Annotated in this window: 22 protein-coding genes; 13 read left to right on the top strand and 9 right to left on the bottom strand. The window is 73.3% G+C overall.

The annotated features are described in order from the left end of the window. Positions 1-362 precede the first annotated feature (362 nt). The 5 genes from HK417_RS22500 (at position 363) to HK417_RS22485 (ending at position 3,123) form a co-directional block, all read left to right on the top strand. On the top strand, positions 363-806 hold the full coding sequence (locus tag HK417_RS22500) for a VOC family protein (RefSeq protein WP_222272263.1): 444 nt from the start codon (positions 363-365) through the stop codon (positions 804-806). 162 nt (positions 807-968) lie between these two features. Beyond that, positions 969-1,157 (top strand): hypothetical protein, encoded by a 189-nt coding sequence (locus HK417_RS22495; RefSeq protein ID WP_222272261.1) that lies wholly within the window; start codon positions 969-971, stop codon positions 1,155-1,157. Positions 1,158-1,493: 336 nt separating this feature from the next. After that, entirely contained in the window at positions 1,494-1,628 is a 135-nt protein-coding gene (locus HK417_RS25880) for a hypothetical protein (RefSeq protein ID WP_261327604.1), read from the top strand. Between the two features lie 2 nt (positions 1,629-1,630). Beyond that, positions 1,631-1,792 carry a hypothetical protein gene (locus HK417_RS22490; RefSeq protein ID WP_222272259.1) on the top strand — a complete coding sequence of 54 codons (162 nt, stop codon included), beginning with the start codon at positions 1,631-1,633 and terminating at the stop codon, positions 1,790-1,792. Beyond that, positions 1,789-3,123 (top strand): dihydrolipoyl dehydrogenase family protein, encoded by a 1,335-nt coding sequence (locus HK417_RS22485; RefSeq protein ID WP_222272257.1) that lies wholly within the window; start codon positions 1,789-1,791, stop codon positions 3,121-3,123. The genes HK417_RS22490 and HK417_RS22485 overlap by 4 nt, the downstream gene beginning before the upstream one ends. A gap of 94 nt (positions 3,124-3,217) precedes the next feature. Here the strand turns inward: HK417_RS22485 and HK417_RS22480 are convergent, their stop codons facing one another. The 4 genes from HK417_RS22480 to HK417_RS22465 all read right to left on the bottom strand — a co-directional run bounded on the left by HK417_RS22480 (position 3,218) and on the right by HK417_RS22465 (position 5,434). Beyond that, positions 3,218-3,883, bottom strand: a complete 666-nt coding sequence (locus tag HK417_RS22480) for a DUF6875 domain-containing protein (protein WP_222272255.1) — start codon at positions 3,881-3,883, stop codon at positions 3,218-3,220. Between the two features lie 254 nt (positions 3,884-4,137). Then, positions 4,138-4,509: a hypothetical protein gene (locus HK417_RS22475; protein WP_222272247.1), complete on the bottom strand. Its 372-nt coding sequence runs from the start codon at positions 4,507-4,509 to the stop codon at positions 4,138-4,140. Between the two features lie 14 nt (positions 4,510-4,523). Then, positions 4,524-5,162 (bottom strand): TetR/AcrR family transcriptional regulator, encoded by a 639-nt coding sequence (locus HK417_RS22470; protein WP_222272245.1) that lies wholly within the window; start codon positions 5,160-5,162, stop codon positions 4,524-4,526. Continuing rightward, the gene (locus HK417_RS22465; protein ID WP_222272242.1) at positions 5,159-5,434 is read right to left on the bottom strand and encodes a hypothetical protein; all 276 of its coding nucleotides are present in this window, start codon (positions 5,432-5,434) and stop codon (positions 5,159-5,161) included. Before HK417_RS22465 ends, HK417_RS22470 begins: the two co-directional genes overlap by 4 nt. Before the next feature lie 133 nt (positions 5,435-5,567). On the opposite strand from HK417_RS22465, the gene HK417_RS22460 reads away from it, so the two are divergent. Continuing rightward, positions 5,568-5,894: a hypothetical protein gene (locus HK417_RS22460; protein WP_222272241.1), complete on the top strand. Its 327-nt coding sequence runs from the start codon at positions 5,568-5,570 to the stop codon at positions 5,892-5,894. A 17-nt stretch (positions 5,895-5,911) separates the two neighbouring features. On the opposite strand, the gene HK417_RS22455 is transcribed toward HK417_RS22460, so the two are convergent. The 3 genes from HK417_RS22455 to HK417_RS22445 form a co-directional block, all read right to left on the bottom strand. Next, positions 5,912-6,424, bottom strand: coding sequence for a DsbA family protein (locus HK417_RS22455; RefSeq protein ID WP_222272239.1), 513 nt, complete (start codon positions 6,422-6,424; stop codon positions 5,912-5,914). A gap of 169 nt (positions 6,425-6,593) precedes the next feature. After that, positions 6,594-6,866 carry a DUF6510 family protein gene (locus HK417_RS22450; protein WP_261327606.1) on the bottom strand — a complete coding sequence of 91 codons (273 nt, stop codon included), beginning with the start codon at positions 6,864-6,866 and terminating at the stop codon, positions 6,594-6,596. Positions 6,867-6,946: 80 nt separating this feature from the next. After that, on the bottom strand, positions 6,947-9,748 hold the full coding sequence (locus tag HK417_RS22445) for a helix-turn-helix transcriptional regulator (protein WP_222272236.1): 2,802 nt from the start codon (positions 9,746-9,748) through the stop codon (positions 6,947-6,949). Between the two features lie 229 nt (positions 9,749-9,977). Here HK417_RS22445 and HK417_RS22440 point away from each other — a divergent pair, with 229 nt between their 5' ends. The 5 genes from HK417_RS22440 (at position 9,978) to HK417_RS22420 (ending at position 13,781) form a co-directional block, all read left to right on the top strand. Next, positions 9,978-10,799, top strand: a complete 822-nt coding sequence (locus HK417_RS22440; RefSeq protein WP_222272227.1) for an alpha/beta fold hydrolase — start codon at positions 9,978-9,980, stop codon at positions 10,797-10,799. 84 nt (positions 10,800-10,883) lie between these two features. Next, a complete protein-coding gene (locus tag HK417_RS22435; protein ID WP_222272225.1) occupies positions 10,884-11,618 on the top strand; it encodes an alpha/beta fold hydrolase in 735 nt (244 codons plus the stop codon). Positions 11,619-11,647: 29 nt separating this feature from the next. Next, the gene (locus tag HK417_RS22430; protein ID WP_261327603.1) at positions 11,648-12,013 is read left to right on the top strand and encodes a cupin domain-containing protein; all 366 of its coding nucleotides are present in this window, start codon (positions 11,648-11,650) and stop codon (positions 12,011-12,013) included. Between the two features lie 3 nt (positions 12,014-12,016). After that, a complete protein-coding gene (locus HK417_RS22425) occupies positions 12,017-12,622 on the top strand; it encodes a sulfite oxidase-like oxidoreductase (protein ID WP_261327602.1) in 606 nt (201 codons plus the stop codon). A 208-nt stretch (positions 12,623-12,830) separates the two neighbouring features. Next, positions 12,831-13,781 (top strand): alpha/beta fold hydrolase, encoded by a 951-nt coding sequence (locus tag HK417_RS22420; RefSeq protein WP_222272223.1) that lies wholly within the window; start codon positions 12,831-12,833, stop codon positions 13,779-13,781. Positions 13,782-13,810: 29 nt separating this feature from the next. Here the strand turns inward: HK417_RS22420 and HK417_RS22415 are convergent, their stop codons facing one another. Beyond that, on the bottom strand, positions 13,811-14,284 hold the full coding sequence (locus HK417_RS22415) for a DUF5709 domain-containing protein (protein WP_222272221.1): 474 nt from the start codon (positions 14,282-14,284) through the stop codon (positions 13,811-13,813). Between the two features lie 771 nt (positions 14,285-15,055). Beyond that, positions 15,056-15,652 carry a TetR/AcrR family transcriptional regulator gene (locus tag HK417_RS22410; RefSeq protein WP_222272219.1) on the bottom strand — a complete coding sequence of 199 codons (597 nt, stop codon included), beginning with the start codon at positions 15,650-15,652 and terminating at the stop codon, positions 15,056-15,058. Positions 15,653-16,021: 369 nt separating this feature from the next. Between HK417_RS22410 and HK417_RS22405 the strand changes: the two genes are divergently transcribed. Both HK417_RS22405 and HK417_RS22400 read left to right on the top strand, forming a co-directional pair. Beyond that, positions 16,022-16,807 carry an NAD(P)-binding domain-containing protein gene (locus HK417_RS22405; protein ID WP_222272216.1) on the top strand — a complete coding sequence of 262 codons (786 nt, stop codon included), beginning with the start codon at positions 16,022-16,024 and terminating at the stop codon, positions 16,805-16,807. After that, positions 16,807-16,983, top strand: a complete 177-nt coding sequence (locus HK417_RS22400; protein ID WP_222272214.1) for a hypothetical protein — start codon at positions 16,807-16,809, stop codon at positions 16,981-16,983. Before HK417_RS22405 ends, HK417_RS22400 begins: the two co-directional genes overlap by 1 nt. Positions 16,984-17,313: the final 330 nt, after the last annotated feature.

The raw sequence follows: 17,313 nt of genomic DNA, 5'->3' as shown, positions 1-17,313 counted from the left end.
CGGGGGGCCCGGGCTCTGCCAGTGTGCGGACAGTTTCTGTGTCGTCTGGCAGCGCGGTCGGACGACGCCGCCCCGAAGTGGGGTCGGATCGCATCAGGAGACTCCTCCCGCCTGACGGTTCGAGGTACGCCGACCGCCTTGGCCGGCGGGTCCCCCGGGTCGACGATCAGAGCTCGGCTCCGCTCGTTGCACCCGGGAAGCCCCCCGGGTCGGGTGTCGGTGGCGCAGATCCCGTCGGAGCCCGCCGGACCGGGCAGCCGACCAGTCAACCTCCCTGGGGCGACGAGCTCGACGGCTGGGCGAGGCTGTGCAGGCCGGGACCGACCGGTGCCGGCGCCCCCCGAGGACCAGGAGCTCCGACCGTGGACTTGAGACTCGAGGTCATCGTCCTGCCCGTCGCTGACGTCGACCGGGCCAAGCAGTTCTACAAGTCGCTCCGGTGGCGGGAGGACGCTGACTTCGTCACCGAGGACCAGCGCGTGGTGCAGATGACGCCGCCCGGCTCACCATGCTCGGTGATCTTCGGCACCGGGGTCACGTCCGCGACGCCCGGGTCGGTGCAGGGGCTGTACCTGGCCGTCCACGACGTCGACGCCGCGCGGGCGGAGCTCGTCGAACACGGGACCGACGTGAGCGAGGTCTTCCACGACGCCGGCGGGGTCTTCCCCCATCCGGGCACCACCGGGCGCCTGCCGGGACCGGACCCCGAGCACCGGAGCTACGCGTCCTACGCGTCCTTCAGCGACCCGGACGGCAACGGCTGGGTCCTCCAGGAGCTCACCACGCGGCTGCCCGGCCGGGTCTGACCACCACCACGCCGGGGCGTCGCCCGGGATCGAGTCACGCCGGCGTCGTCACCTGCGCCCGGGTCGAGCCGCCGACCTGCGCAGCGACCGCGCTCCGTCGCTGCCGGCGGGACACCGGACGTCCCGGCAGCCGACATCGGTGACGAGCGAGAGGGGACCACCATGGACATCGCAACGCTGACCGAGCTGCTCCGGGAGGCCGAGGACCACCACGGCCGGTACGAGGCGACCGCGCCCCCGCACCACTGGTCGGGTTGGTACGCCGGCTACGTCATCGCCCGCGACCAGGGCCGGACGCCGGACCAGGCCGTCGCCGATGCCACGCTCCACGTCGAGGGAACCCAGCGGTGACCGATCCCGCGGCGTCGTCGCCGTCGACGCCCGGTCGTCGGGCGAACCCGGCGGCCGTGCGCGGGCATCACCGGCAGACCGGGCCACCACCGGCAGACCAGCCAGACGGACCGACATGCTGAGTCGGGCCGTACGCCGGGGCCGGCCGGTCGGTTCCGCGTCCTCCCGAGCTGCCTGTCCCCCTGCCCATCCGGACGGCGGCGAGGAGGACCTGTGCGGTGTCGCCGTCGCAGAGGTCCTGAGCGGCGACCAGGTACAGACGCTCAGCCAGTCCAGGTCCGGCTGCCCCGCGCGGTGCGCCCGCACGGCGGCGCCCAAGGTCGGCGCTGCGGCGACGTGTCCATCGATCAGGCGGGTCGCGAGTCCCCACAGCAGCTGCGCGGGCGGCAGGGAGGTGACTTCTTGCCCACGGTGTCCGAGCTGGCCACCGGCGGCGTCCGGATCGTCTTCGCCCACGTCGAGGAGGTCTGACGGTGACCGCCCCCCTGGTCGACCACCTGCGCGTACCGGAGCTGCTGGAGGCCGCGGACCTGCGGTACGCCTCGGCGGCCCGGGTGCGGCAGATCCGGTTCCCCGTCGGAACGGCGTCCGCGGCCGACGGTCGCCGTCACACCACCTCCGAGGAGCGGCCATGAGGTACGACGTCATCGTGATCGGCGGCGGGGCCCCCGGTGAGCACTGCGCGGCCCGCCTGGCCGAGGGGGGCCTCCGGGTGGCGATCATCGAGCGGGAGCGGGTCGGCGGTGAGTGCTCGTACTGGGCGTGCATCCCGTCGAAGACGCTCCTGCGCCCGGGGGAAGCGCTGGCCGGGGCACGCCGGGCGCCGGGCGCCGCGGAGGCGGTCACCGGCCGGGTGGACCCGGCGGCGGCCTTCGCGTGGCGGGACTTCATGGTGTCGTCCTACGACGACTCGGGCGCGGTCGCGTGGGCTCAGGGCGAGGGCATGGACGTCATCCGCGGTCACGGTCGGCTCGCCGGCCCGGGACGGGTGACCGTGGACGGGGTGACGTACACCGCCGATCACGTCGTGCTGGCCACCGGCTCCGACCCCTTCGTCCCCCCGGTGCCGGGCCTGCGCGACCTCCCAGGTGTCTGGGGCAGCCGCGAGGTCACCAGCATGACCGACGTCCCTCGCCATCTGCTGGTCCTCGGTGGCGGGCCGGTCGGCGTGGAGATGGCCCAGGCCGTCACCCGGCTGGGTGGCTCGGCGTCGATCGTGGAGGGCATGGACCACGTCCTGCCGCGCGAGCCGCGGCCGCTGGGGGAGGCGCTGGGCTCCGCCCTCGCAGCGGACGGGATCGGCCTCTACTTCGGCCAGATGGCCTCGGCGGTCCGCATGGACGGAGATGAGTACGTGCTGGAGTTCCCGGGGCGCGAGCCGTTGCGCGGCGACAGGCTGCTGGTGGCCACCGGACGGCGGCCGCGCGTGCAGGACGTCGGCCTCGAGACCGTCGGCATCGACGAGCTGTCCGTCGACGCGCGCATGAACGCCGGCGACGGACTGTGGGCCATCGGGGACGTGTCGACCCCCTGGCCACTCACCCACGTCGGGAAGTACCAGGGCCGCGTGGTGGCCTCGAACATCCTCGGCCGGCCGCGACAGGTGGACTACTCCGCCGTCCCGCGGGTGACGTTCACCGATCCACAGGCCGCGGCCGTCGGAGAGGCCGACGGGCCGGTCACCGTCACCGTGCCGCTCTCGGGAGTGGCGCGGACCGCGACCTACACGCGCAGCTACGACACCGAGCCGGGCTTCCTCACCCTCGTCTCCGACGGGGAGCGCTTGACCGGGGCCTACGCCCTGGGTCCCGAGTCCGGCGAGTGGCTCCAGCAGGCCGCCCTCGCCATCCGGGCGCGTGTGCCGCTCGACGTGCTCGAGGACGTCATCCAGCCCTTCCCCACCTTCTGCGAGGCGTTCTTGCACGCGCTCCTCGAACTCCGGGCCCACGTGCCCGTCCCGGCCTGACTGCGAGCCGCGCCCCCGCTCCCGCACCGGTGGGGGCGGAGGCGCGGACGGCGACGCCCCGGACGAGGATGCCCACCCGGCCGCCCTGGGGCTCTCAGTCCCGTCGCGCGTTCCAGGGAAGTCGGCGGAGTTCCGCCGCGAGCGCCCTGACGCCCTGCTCGCCGAAGCGACGCGCCCAGAGCGTCAGCCAGTCCTCCTCGTCCACGAAGAACTTCCAGTCGCCCACCACCCCGTGCCTGACGAAGATGAACGGGATGGGTGATTGGAACGGGCAGAAGCCGTCGTTGTAGAGCGCAGTCGCCCGGTTGCCGTCGTAGAACGGCCCGAACACGATCCCGTCCGCGACGTAGGACGGAACGGCGATGTCCCGCAGGACGTCGTCGAAGATGCCCTGCGCGCGGTCGGCCGGCAGATCCGTGAAGACGACGGTGATCACGTCGTGATCGATGTCCTCGCCGTCAGGAGGAGCGAGTCCGAGGAGCCGGCGCTTGTAGCGGTTCATCAGTTCGACCACGTGCGCCGCGCTCCCATCGCCGATGTGTGCGGGGGCGAGCCACGTCCTCTGCCGTTCGACCGACGTGGGCATGAAGGGGCACACAGGCCCCGGGCGGCCGATCTCGTCGTTGGGCTCGAGGACGAACTCCTTGATCCAGTCGGCGACGGCTCGAAGTGCTTCTCGATCTCGCGGCGCAAGATCACCTGCCGTGTCGTTGCCCGCAAGATCCTCGAGGGAGAACAGGTCAGTGGTCCTCGTCGGCATCGCAACCTCCGGGTAGGGCAGCGGACCCCGTGCATGGTCGGTGAGCGGCCAAGCGTGCTCATCCGTTCCGCACGTGTCGCCCGTCGAAGGCCCTGGTCTGCCCCCGTGACGTCCGGGCGGAGGGGCCGCCCGGGCGAGATCGCCTCGGCGGTGCTCGGTGGCGCTCCGCCCTCGCGGGTTCACCGCCGGCGCCACGCACTGCTCGTCGACGGCGGCCAGACCGTTGGCCTGTGACCAGCTCCGCCGCCGGCAGGTCACCGACCACCGACGGCGCCCCGTTGCCGTCCGCACGGACCAGGGACGCAGCTGACCACCATCGCCCCGTGGGGGCCGGCCCCGGTCTCGGCCCCACCGTCGCCCGCCGGTTCGGTCAGGGGGACGAGGTCGCCCTGCTTGCCCGCGACCCGGAACGCCTCGACGCGCTGGCCGCGGACCTGGCCTCCGGCGGTCCCACCGCGCGGGGGTTCGCCGCGGGCGTCCGCGACCGCGACGCGCTGTCGGCCACCCTGTGCCGAGCACACCCGGCGCGGGCCGATCCGCCAGGTCGCCGGTGCCGTGGACGCCTGAGACCGCGACCTCGCCGGCGGTCCCGGGTCGGTCTGGTCGACCCGCGGGCGGCCCTTCACCCGACCCCTCCGCGTCAACCCCGGCGCTCGTCGTCCGGGGAGGCCCGGCCGCCCCGGTCGCCTCCGGACGGGCGGAGCAGTCCGCCGAGGTCGTCCAGCGCGCGTCGCGTCGCCACACCGAACGACGGGCCGGCTCCTGACGGGCGCGAGCACACGGCGGCACGCACCACCGTCAGGCCCACCGCTGCGCCGAGGCGACAGGCGTCGTCCGGTTGCGACAGGCCGTTGAGCTCGGCGAGCGAGGACGCCAGCTGGACCTCCAGGTCGTTCTGCACCGCGAGGGTCCGTCGCAGCAGCGCCGGGTGACCCTCGACCAGTTCCCGCTGCAGCACGAGCATCTCCCGCTGGTTCTCGAGGAAGTCGGCGAAGGCGGTGAGGATGCGCGGCAGCTGGTCCCGGCGTGCACTGCCGTCCGGGACGGTCGCCACCGCTTCCCGGAGGGCGGCGGAGAACCGCTCGCGGTAGGAGAAGACCACGTCCTCCTTACTCGCGAACCTCCGGTAGAAGGTCGCCGGGCTGACCCCTGCGGCACGACACAGGTCGCCCACCGTCACCGCCTCGAAGCCCTCCCGTCGGAAGAGCTCGAGCGCCGCGTGTTCGATGCGCTCCCGCGCACCGTCCTCGTCGCCCCGGCGACCCGGACCTCCGGTCATGTCGCCCCGGACACAGCCCGGTCGACCGGGTGCTGCGGCGCCCGTCGATCAGCCCGTGGCGGCTCGGACCAGCTCGAGGCGTCGGCGACGGCGCCGTGCACCAGCACGACGGTGGGCTCGTCCCCCGGGTTCCCGGGCGGGTGGGCGGCTGCGCTGACCGAGGACGCCCCGCTGAGGACGAGCGCAGCTGCCAGGACCGCGAGGGGGCGGCCCCGGCGGCCGGCGAAGGGCGATCGACGGGACGGCGATGGACGGGACAGGGAGCACGGCATGGCTGCTCCTCGGGACCTGCCCGAGCCGGCGTGCCCGAGCCGTCGAGCGGCGTGTGCCGGGCCGGGTCCAGTGGGATGGACGCGGCCAGCGTCCACGGCGCCGCCCGGGCCACGCACCGGTCAAATCACCTCGGTGCCGACTCGTCCTGGGCCGCCGCTGCGGATCAGCGTGCCGATGCCCCTGCGGTCCGCGAGCTTCGGTCGCTTCCTCGCCAACGAGGCCGTCACCGCCGTCCTCCTGCTGGCGGCCGCCACCCCGGTCGACCCGGGGCAGCAGGAGCGCCTTGGGTGCTACGGCCGGGCGCTGACCGGTGTCCTCGGGGGTTCCGTGCTGGCCGCCGCCCCGGGGTCCCTGAGGGTGCGCTACCTGGGTGAACACCTGCCGCTGTGCGGCATCGAGAGCGACGCGGAACCGCCTGAGCTCCCGACCGGGCCGTGGCTGGACCCCACCCGCAGCTGACCGAACGGCCTCGGCGCTCACGAGTTCGGCTCGCCGACCGCTTCCCGGAGTGCGGACAGCCGGACGCGTCCCGTGTAGCGCTCGCCGGCGATGAACAGCGCCGGTGTGCTGCGGACACCGTCCGCGACACCGGCCCGGTAGTCCGCCACGATCGCCGACCGGACCGCCTGGGCCGGCTCGCCGACGACGTCACGGACACCGATCCGGGCCCCGTACGCGGCGAGGTCGTCGTCGGTCAACCGGTCCTGGTGCGTGAACAGCAGGTCGTGCATCGGCCAGAACCGGTCCCCCGAGGCCTCCGCGGCCAGCGCAGCCGTCAGGGCGGAGGGATGGACGGTGAACAACGGGAAGTGGCGGAACACCAGACCGACCCGACCGTCCGAGGCGTCGACGAGCTCCCGCAGCACCGGCGCGGCCGCCCGGCAGTACGGGCACTGGAAGTCGCCGTACTCGAGGACGCGGACCGGGGCGGCCCGCGCGCCGTACAGATGGCGGTCGAGGTCCACGGGGACGAGCAGGTCGTTCCCCATCAGCCACCTCGGTGCTCGTCGCCCGATCCGGGAGTCCACAGCCTCGCCCGGTGGCGACGCGCGCGCACCGGTCATCCGACTCGGCGGTGCGGGTACCGGGCGTGGCCTCCTCGCCGGCGGCCTCCCCGTGGGCCGCCGGACCCGGCTCCGCTCGGGCCGGTGCGGCGCCTCAGCGTGGTGGCGCGTCGGCGTCCACGGCCGTCAGCCGCGGCGGCGTCTCCCGCACGACGGTCTGCGGCGCCGGGACGGTGAGCAGGGCGGTGCCGCGCTGTTCCAGCAGGATGCGGCCGTCCTGGGAGGCGATGCGCGGCTCCACCTCCGAGCAGGTCGGGCAGCTCAGGACGAGCGCCGGCGCGTCGGCGTAGAGGTGGTGCTGGCCGACCATCGACGTCGTCCCGCAGGACGCGCACCGCGACCGTGCGGCAGTTCGGTGTGACGACAGCGGGACCAGCGGTCCGCTCCTTGCTGCATGCGACTCGCCGGGAGCCCGGCCGGCGTCCGGTCGTCGATCGGGCAGACCGGTCAGCTGCCGGCCGCGCCCATCGGGCGCTGAACGTTCGCCAGGGCGTCCCGCAACGCCGCCCGGGTGGAGATGCCCAGCTTCGGGAAGATCCGGTACAGGTGGCCGGACACCGTCCGCGGGGACAGGTAGAGGCGACTCCCGATCTGCTTGTTGGACAGGCCGGAGGCGGCGAGGGCGGCGATCTCGTGCTCCTGGGCGGTCAACGTGTCCCACCGCCGCTCGGCGGTCGAGGACCGGTGGGGCTGCCCGCTGGCCCGCAGTTCGTTCTGCGTCCGGGTGACCCAGGGCTGCGCCCCCAGGCGATCGAAGACATCCAGTGCCGCCAGCAGCTCGGTTCGGGCGGCGTGCGTGGCCCGCACCCGGCGCAGCTGCTCACCATGGCTGAGCCGCACCCGCGCCTGCTCGAAGGGGAAGCGGTCCGCACCGGGGACCGAGAGGGCCTGGCGGTACAGGTCACCGGCCTCCTCCCCCGATGCCACGAGGGCAGCCGAGCCCGCGGCGAGCAGGTGCAGGCGCGGGAGCAACCGGAACACCTCGGCTCGTCGTATCGCGGCGACATGGGCTTCCGCCTCCGCCGCCCGGCCGGTCCGGACCGCCGCCTCCACCAGGTCCTTGGCCGTCCACAGCGCCACCGGGACGTGCGGTGTCAGCCGGCCGGCCGGGCTGATGGAGGCGGTCAGCCGGAAGGCGTCCTCGTACTCGCCGTGTCCCAGCGCCGCCACGGCGCGCGCCCGGCTGGCGAAGTGCTCGACCATCGTTACGCCTCGCGGGCCGGCCCAGCGCGACAGCTCCTCCGTGCGAGCGCGACAGGCCTCGTCGTCGCCCCGTGCCGCCGCGATCAGTGCGAGGCAGTAGACGCCGGGCAGGGCGATCAGCTGGTACCCGAGCCGCTCGCTCCACCTGATGCCCTCCTCGGCCGTGCGCGTCGCGTCGTCCCACCGTCCCTCGCGGTAGGCGTCGTGGCACAACATCATCAAGGCGCTGACGGCCGAGGCAGCCGCTCCTCCCTCGCGCCCGTCACGGACGACCTCCCACAGCGACGGGCGGCAGGCGTGCAGCCGGTCCACGTAGAAGGCGGCGATGCCGACCCGGACGATGCGGGTGGGGTCCACCTCCTCGTCGAGCGTGGCCAGGAGCGCCTCGAGCCTGTCCAGCGCGGCCCGGGAGGCGCTCAACGGGTCGCCGTAGACGCTCTTCGACACCGCCAGGACCGGTGAGACACCCGGCCCGAGCCGCGCCAGGGCCGACTCGAAGGGGCGCCACAACTCGTCCCGGCCGCTGAAGTGGCACACCACCATCAGGCTGTGCAGGGCTTCCTCCACGGCCGGCCCGCTGCAGCCCTGCTCGATGGCCTGCTCGATGCCCCGCACCAGCATGAGGTGCGCGGTGTCGACGTCTCCCTCGCCGTTGAGCAGGTGGTAGGCGGCTGCCACCGTCATCTCCAGCGAGCCCGTGGCACCGGGGTCCGCCTGGCGGGCCTGCCCCAGCAGGTGCGGGACGCTGCTCAGCTGCCCGGCGGCATCGGCACCGACGTAGGCGGCAGCGGCCAGCCGGCGGGCCCGGTCGGCACCGCGGGGGCTGAGGTCCGCGGCGCGCAGCAGCGCGTGCACCGCCCGGACGGCGTCGCCCTTGTGCAGCGCGCGGCGAGCGGCCAGCTCGAGCAGTTCCGCTGCCGGTTCGTCCGGACCGACGACCGCCTCGGCGAGGTGCCAGGCACGTCGCTCGGGGTCGGCGGTCAGCAGGTCGGCCAGCGTGGCGTGCGTGCGGCGCCGCTCGCTGCTGGTGGCCAGGTCCACCACGGCGGCACCGATCAGCGGGTGGCGGAACACGACCCGGTTCGCGGCCATGTCGACGCGGACCAGATGGTCCCGCTCGGCCGGAGCCAGGCCGTCCAGCCACCCCTCGACAGCGGAGGCCGCCCGGAGCAGCCCGACGTCACCCGTTCCCTCCAGCGCCAGGAGGAGCAGGAGCCGGCGGGTGGTCCTGGGCAGTCTGCGCACCCGGTCGGCGAACAGCTGCTGCAACTGACCACTCAGCGGTAGCACGGTGGGCAGCGGCTCCTTGGCCACCCGCTGGCTCGGGGTCATCGTCGCCGGCAGCTCCAGCAGTGCCAGCGGGTTGCCCTCCGCGGCGTCGATGACGCGCCGCCGGACCGGTGCCGCGAGCTCCGGGAACCTGCGACGCAGCAGGGCGGTCGCCGTGACGTCGTCCAACGGCTGCACCTCGTGCGTCGGCAGGCCCGCGTTCAGGAGGACACAGTCGCTCTCGCTCCTGGCCGCCGCGAGCAGGCCCACCCGGCTGCCCTCGAGGCGACGGGCGACGAAACCGAGCACCTGGACGCTGGACCGGTCCAGCCACTGCAGGTCGTCGACCACGACCAGCACCGGGCCCTGCTCAGCGGCGCGACGGAGCAGCGCCACGGCCGCAGCCGACACCACCAGCCGGCTCGCCGGGGGCCCGCTGCCCATGCCGAGGGTCACGGTCAACGCCTCGCGCTGCAGGTCGGGAAGGCCGGCCAGCTGGTCGTGGAGGGGGAGGAACAACTGGTTGAGCCCGGCGAAGCTCACCTCGGCCTCGAACTCCACGCCGTCGCCGCGCAGCACGCGTGCGCCGGACGCCACCCCTGCCCGGGACGCCTCCTCGAGGAGCACGCTCTTGCCGACCCCCGGGCCGCCGGTGAGGAGCAGAGCCCCGCCGTGGTCGGCGGAGCGTCCGAGGAATGACCGGACCAGGTGCAGTTCGGCGTCCCGTCCCATCAGCTCGAGCAGGGCCGTGGTGGTGGAGAACTGGACGTCTTCCATGGTCGTCCCCCTGGCATGGGCACCGTCGATGAGAGTGTCTCTCACGAGACCGGCGCCGACCAGTGCCCCGGCACTGTCGGAAGAGGGACCCACTCCCGGTCCAGGAGTGCAGGCATCCGGGCGTCGGAGGGTCAGTTGACCGTTGCCCGCCGGCCTCGACCGGCGGGACGGTTCCCCGCACGTGCGACCCGGCGCCCGGGCGCACGGCCGCCGACGACCGGGGGATGCGATGGCGAGCTACACCACGAAGGACGGCGTGGACATCTTCTACAAGGACTGGGGACGCGGGCGGCCGGTGGTCTTCAGCCACGGCTGGCCGCTGACCTCGGACGCGTGGGACCCCCAACTGCGGCTCGTGGCCGACGCGGGGCACCGCGCGATCGCGCACGACCGGCGAGGCGGCGGCCGCTCCGGTCAGCCGTGGGAGGGCAACGACCTGACCACGTACGCCGACGACCTGGCCGGCCTCATCGAGCACCTGGACCTGCACGACGCCGTCCTGGTCGGGCACTCCACGGGAGGCGGTGAGGTGACGCGCTACATCGGCCGGCACGGCACCGCGCGGGTTGCCAAGGTCGTCCTGCTCGGCGCGATCCCGCCGCTCATGCTCCAGACCGATGCCAACCCCGAGGGGCTGCCGATGTCGGCCTTCGACGCGCTCCGCGCCGGCGTCCTGGGCGACCGGTCGCAGTTCTACCGTGACCTCTCGGCAGCGTTCTACGGGTCCAACCGCCCGGGGTCGACCGTGTCGCAGGGCAAGCGGGACGAGTTCTGGCTGCAGTCCATGACGGTGGGCATCAAGGGCGCCTACGACTGCATCAAGGCCTTCTCCGAGACCGACACCACCGAGGACCTCAAGGCCATCGACGTCCCCACCCTGATAGCCCACGGGGACGACGACCAGATCGTGCCCATCGTCGCCGCGGCCGAGAAGTCCATCGGGCTGGTGCCGAACGCGACGCTGAAGGTCTACCCCGGCGCTCCGCACGGGCTCACCGGGGCCCACGAGCAACAGTTCAACTCCGACCTGCTCGCCTTCCTCGCGAGCTGATCCCGACCCGTCCCACCCGGCCGCACCGGTGCCCGGACCCACGGTCCGGACGTCGGAGCCGGCCCTCCCAGGAGGAGCACGACCATGACCCAGACGACCCCCACCGCCGGCGTCACCGTCGCGCTGGTCCACGGCGCCTTCGCCGACAGCTCCGGCTGGAACGATGTGGTCGCCGAACTGCTCGCCGAGGGCACGGCCGTACAGGCCGTGTCCAACCCCCTGCGCGGCATCTCCTCCGACGCCGCCTACGTCGCCAGCGCCCTCGCGCAGATCCCCGGGCGCGTCCTCGCCGTCGGTCACTCCTACGGCGGCGCGATCATCACCAACGCAGCACTCCCGGCCGGCAACGTCGTCGGCCTCGTGTACGTCGCCGCCTTCGCCCCGGACGAGGGGGAGGCGCTCCAGGAGATCGAGGCGGACTCCAAGGACAGCGTCCTCAACGCCGCCCTGCTCCAACTGCGCTATCCGACCGGGGCCGGCGGCGAGACGGAGGTCGAGTTCGCGATCGACCCCGACCAGTTCCACGACGCGTTCGCAGCCGACGTCTCCCCTGAGCACGCCCGGGTGATGGCGGTCACGCAGCGTCCCATCTCGGCCCGGGGGTTCACCGAGCGCACCGGGACGCCGGCCTGGAGGACGCTGCCCTCCTGGGCCGTGGTCGCCACCGGGGACAAGGCCGCCGGCAGCGACGTCGTCCACCGGATGGCCGAGCGTGCGGGGGCGACGATCGTGGAGGTGGAGGGCTCCCACGTGATCATGATGTCGCAGCCCAAGGTGGTGGCCGACGCCATCCGGCAGGCGCTCGCCGCGGTCTCCTGACGTGTCCCCCTCGACCCCACGTCAGCTCCATGACCGAGCCCGTGACCAGGGCCGCTCAGGCCGACGGCCTGGCCGCGCGGCTCAGCCGCACGGAGCTGCAGCACAGCGCGTCCTCGATCCCCGGCCGGGACATCGTCCAGGTCCTCACCGAGATTCCGCCCGGTGTCGAGTCCGGCTGGCACACCCACCCGGGCGAGGAGGTCGGGTACATCCTGGCCGGGACCGTCGAGATGATGATCCGGGACCAGCAGACCCTCATCCTGCACGCGGGTCACCCGTTCCTGATCCCGCCCGGGGTGGCCCACAACGCGCGGGACGTCGGTCCCGAGGCCGGGATGATGTTGTCGACCTATCTCGTCGAGGCCGGTCAGCCGCTCGCGACGCTCCTGGAGTGACCCATGACCCGCGGGTTCCGCAGTCCCCAGCGCGATCGCCGAGCGGCCAGCTGGCTACCGCCCGGGCAGTACGACGTGGGCGGCAACTGGCCGGTGCTCTCCGCTGAGGTGACGCCCCGTCTGACGACCGACGACTGGACGCTCACCGTCGACGGGCTCGTCGGGCAGCCGCGCACGTGGTCCTGGGACGACCTGCACCTCGAGGAACGGTCGGAGTACCGCGGGGACATCCACTGCGTGACGACGTGGTCGAAGGCGGGGACCAGCTTCGGCGGCGTGAGCGTCGACGTCCTGCTGGCCGCCGTCGAGCCGCAGGACGCCGCCACGCACGTCCTGGCGTCGTGCGTGACCGGCTACACCACGAACCTGCCGCTGTCCCACGTCGTCGGCGGCCAGGCGTGGGTCGTCTGGACCTACGACGGCAAGGCCCTGACCCGCGAGCACGGCGGGCCACTGCGTCTGCTGGTGCCCCACCTGTACTTCTGGAAGAGCGCGAAGTGGCTCAGCCGGCTGACCCTCATGGACCACGACCAGCCCGGGTTCTGGGAACAGCGCGGCTACCACGACCTCGGTGACCCCTGGCGCGAACAGCGTTACCAGGGGGACTGACCGTGGCCGGCGAGCACCTCGTCCCGGACGCCGAGGGGACCGTATCGACGGCGCTCGCTGGAGTGTCCCCGCCCCCGGCTCCCCGGCCAGCAGCGAGGACGGCTCGACGGTGTCCTGGTCCGGCGACACGTCTCCTCCGTGTCCGGGACGAGCACGTCGTCAACCTGGAACTGCTTCCCCGACGGCACATGTGGTCCGGGAGGACGCGATGACAGAGCCCGCTGCCGCACCGGCGAGCCGAGGCGGTCTCCCCCGGGAGTTCGACGACCTCCGGCTGGCGCGGCTCACCGTGGGGGACGTCTCGCTGCGGGTGCGTCACGGTGGGTCGGGTCCGCCACTCCTCCTGCTGCACGGGTACCCGGAGACCCACCTCGCCTGGGGGCTCGTGGCCGGCGACCTGGCCCGGACGTTCACGGTCGTGGCGCCGGACCTGCGCGGGTACGGGGACAGCTCCAAGCCGGCGCCGGTTCCCGGTCACGAGAGCCACGGGAAGCGCGCCATGGCGCAGGACTGCGTGGCGCTGATGGCCGACCTCGGCTTCGACCGCTTCGACGTGGTCGGTCACGACCGTGGTGGCCGGGTGGCCTACCGACTGTCCCTGGACCACCCCGCCTCGATCCGCCGGCTCACGGTGATGGACGTGATCCCGACCGGCGAGGTGTGGGCCCGGGCGGATGCGCGGTTCGCCCTGGGTTACTGGCACTGGGGCTTCCTCGCCCAGCCACGCCCGATCCCGGAGCGCCTGATCGCCCCGGATCCGGAGTACTTCTTCTTCGACGCCGAGTTCGGTGGGGCCATCCGGGGGTTCCCCCCGGCGGCCGTGGCCGACTACGCCCGGTGCGCTCGTGACCCGGCCGCCATCGAGGGGATGTGCGAGGACTACCGCGCCGGGGCGACCTGCGACCGCGTGGCGGACGACGAGGACCGCGCCGCCGGACGGCGGATCGGCTGCCCCACGCAGGTGCTCTGGGCCGGCAGGGGCCCACTGAACACCTGGTACGACCCGCTGGCGATCTGGCGGGAGTGGGCCGACGACGTCTCGGGCCGGGCGCTGGACTGCGGTCACTTCCTCGCGGAGGAGCGGCCAGGGGAGGTCCTCGCCGCCATCCTGGACTTCCACGCGGCCGCTGGGCTCCCCGGCCAGGCGGCCTCGTCCTAGCGGCAGCGACGTCCTGGCGTCAGCGACCGTCACCTCTCAGACCAGGAGGACGTCGTCCCACCCTCGTCCGGGACGACGTGCACGGCCGCCTCCTCGGCGGACGCCGCCGCCGAGTCGATGCCGACGTCGCTGGCGTACAACTCCGGCTCCACGTCCCCCCAGCTGCCCTCTCCGTCCTCCACCAGCCGCCCCGCCCGGCGATCACCCACCTCGTCGTCGATCAGCTCCCCGTCGGTGTCCACGGCGTCGCCGAGCCCATCGCCCTCCACGCCGTCGGTCTCGGGGAGCTCACGGGCGAGTCGACCGGTCAGGCTCTCCCCGGCGACCTCCTCCTCCGCCGTGGTCCCCCACTCCCCTACGCCCCACGGGCGCTCGGCGGGCGACCACCCGGTGTCGAGCACGTCGGCGACACCGTCGACGTCCTCGAGCGTGTCCTGGGCCTCGAGCACGCCGGAGTCCTCCTCCGGGTCGGTCCCGTCGGAACCGAAGGCGGACGGGTCCATCGCGCGGCCCTCCTGTCGGGTGCCGACGGCGTGTCCACGGGCTGTCGCGGAGGCCGCTCCTCCGCGCGGGCTCACTGTCGTCCCCGGCACCCGGCCGGGCATCCGTCATCCGACGGTGCTGGTCGGCCGCCGCCATCCGGCAGCGGAGCAGGTGCGCCACGACCGTGGCTCACCCCGCGACGGTCGCACTGGCCAGCCGCCTCGTGCTGCCGGGATCCGACGGCATGCCGTCGATCGACTCATGCGACCGACGGCGGCCGGGCCGATTCGACGCGGGCGACCGCTACCCGGTCCTCTCGGCCGGCCCGACTCGGCGGACACCCCGGGCGCAGTGGTCCCTGAGCGTCCGGGACGGGGGCGGGAGCTCACGGCACTGGAGCTGGGAGGAGTTCGGCAGGCTCCCGCGCGAGGCGGTCTCCGTCGACATCCACTGCGTGACCACGTGGTCCTCGCCATGCTCGACCACCACCGGCGAGCACAGCCCCGTCCCGGTGAAGCTGCTGTGCTCCGCGCGCACCCTCCAGGACGTCGTCGCCCGCGCGGCCCTCGGGCAGGACGACGATCACGCTGACCCGGGCAGCACCCGCGGACCGGTCCGGCCCGACCGGCCGCATCGACGTGGGCATGCCGGACGCGAGGACCTTCGGGCCCGCGGCCCGGCCGGGGCTCTTCGTCCGTGGCCCCCCGGACTTCGTCGAGACACTCGGCACGAGGCGCGTCAACATCGGCCACGACCGGTCCTGGATCAGGCTCGAACGCTTCGGCGCGACGTCATGACCCGCCGTCACGGGCGGCCAGGGCGTACAGGTCGGCGAGGGTCGCCTGCGTCATCTCGGAGAGAGAGCCCCTGCCTCCGGCACGCCATCGCCGGACGGCGACACGGAGGACGAGGAGACCGACCCCGGCTTCCAGCAGGGCCGCCGGGTCGGTCGGGGCCGCCCCCCGGTGGCCGGCCAGCCCGGCGGCGAGCACCGCCTCCAGGTCACGCTGGACCGACAGGGTTCGCTGCATGAGGCGGGGATGTCCCAACACGATCTCGTCGCGGAGCGCGAGAACCTCCTGCTGCGATTCGAGGAACTCCGCGAAGCGGGCGAGCACGACCGGCAGACGCTCGGCCTCGGGGAGGCCGGCGACGGCGCTGAGCGCGTCCTGCATCGCGGCCGTGAAGTCGTCCCGGTAGGCGAAGACCACCTCCTCCTTGCTGCCGAAGTGGCGGTAGAAGGTCGCCGGCGCGGCCTCGGCTGCAGCGCACACCTCCTCGACGGTCACCTGGTCGAAGCCCTTCGCACGGAACAGTTCCAGTGCTGCCTGCTCGATCCGGCGGCGCCGCTGCTCACGGGCGAGGGTGCGGGGTCTGTTCGAGCCCATGAGCCCCTGCCCCCTCTGTCGTGTCCGCTGCCCGGATCCTCGATGATCCACAACCCCTTGACCAGGTCTCAAGAGCGCAGGAAACGGGCCACCCGTATCGCGGGACACGCCTCTGACCAGCGGTCATGCTGTTGGGCTGACGGGATTTGAAGCCGAGACCCCTTGACCCCCAGACGGGCGAGGCCAGTTCGCCGGCGGCCGCTGCTGTGCATCCACGCAGGTCAGGCGGGATACGGAACGGCCGCGAACGGAGGCGACCTACCGCGGAGGAACAATGCTGGTCAAGCGCGCGGTCGTGTCCGCCGTCGACTGATGCGCGACGTCGTCCGCCACGTGATGCCGGGGCGCGGGGATCGATAGCCTTCCGCGGTGAGCAGCACCGAGCCGACCTACGGGATCCTGGGCGTGGGTGCCATCGCCACCGCCATCGTCACGGGGTTGTGCGACGGCGTCGCGGAGGCGCCACCGGTGGTGCTGTCGCCCCGGAACGCCGAGCGCGCGGCCGGTCTCGCCGCGAGCCTCCCCTCCGTGCGCGTGGCGTCGGGGAACCAGGCCGTGGTCGACGCCAGCGACGTGGTCATCATCTGCCTGCTCCCGGCCGACGCCGCTGACGTGTTGCCCGGGCTGGACTTCCGAGCCGACCAGGCGGTCGTGAGCGCGGTCGCCGGCCTTCCCGTCGTCGAGCTGGCCGAGCTCGTCGCGCCGGCCGCCGACGTCGCACGGAGCATCCCGCTGCCGGCCGTCGCGACCCGCGAGAGCAGGACGCCGGTGCATCCGGCGACATCCGCGGTGACCGAACTCTTCGATCGCCTGGGTGGCAGCCTCGTTGTGGACGACGAGACGGCGTACGAGTCGGTGTCCGCCGCGTCGGCGACGGTCGCGGCCCACTTCCACCACCTCGGCACCATCGCGGATTGGCTGGTCGATCGCGGCATCCCGGGGGCCGAGGCGCGTCGCTACGTCGCCGACACCTTCGCGGCGTTGTCAGACGAGCTGAGTTCGCCCGAGCCAGACTTCGCGGCCATGGCGCAGGCGCACACGACGCCGGGCGGACTGAACGAGCAGTTCGCCCGCGGCCTGGATGAGGCCGGCGTGCACGACGCCGTGCGAGCCGGCCTCGACGCCGTGCTGGCAAGGATCGTCGCCCCTCGCTGATGATCGCCAGACCCCTGAGCGTGGCGACGTCGGCGTCTCGCGCGAACGGCGCCCGTGGGGCTCCGTCGCCCCGCCGGCACGGCAATGAGCCCGGCACCGTCGGCGAGTGGGCGTCGCCGCCGTCGACGCAGACGAACGTCGAGGTCGAGCGGCCGCACCGCACCCTGCTCACGTGAGTCCGACGGTTGGCTCTTAGATCGCACAACCACGCGGACCAAGTCCATGCAGCCTGGCGGAGGCGGTCCAATCGCGACTGCCCTGCACGGCCCTCGGTGACCCGCTGCCAACCCCTGCCCACCCACCTCTCTGTGCAGTACAGCTAGCCTCGATCTTTCGTTCGGCCCGGCATGAGGACGCGCGACACGGGGCGTAGATGCACGGAAGTGCCTGCTCAGCTTGGGATTCTGCTGCTTGTCGAAGGCGCAGGATCACCGGGCTGAGAGGCACTCCGTGGGTGAACGGTAACCGGCGTTCCCGGCGGGTCCAGGTAGTCGCTGGGAGCGAGT

Origin of the sequence: Modestobacter marinus (assembly GCF_019799945.1) — a bacterium.
Lineage (GTDB): Bacteria > Actinomycetota > Actinomycetes > Mycobacteriales > Geodermatophilaceae > Modestobacter > Modestobacter marinus_B.
The sequence above is the reverse complement of the archived record's forward strand: the minus strand, read 5'-3'. Positions and strand labels throughout refer to the sequence as shown.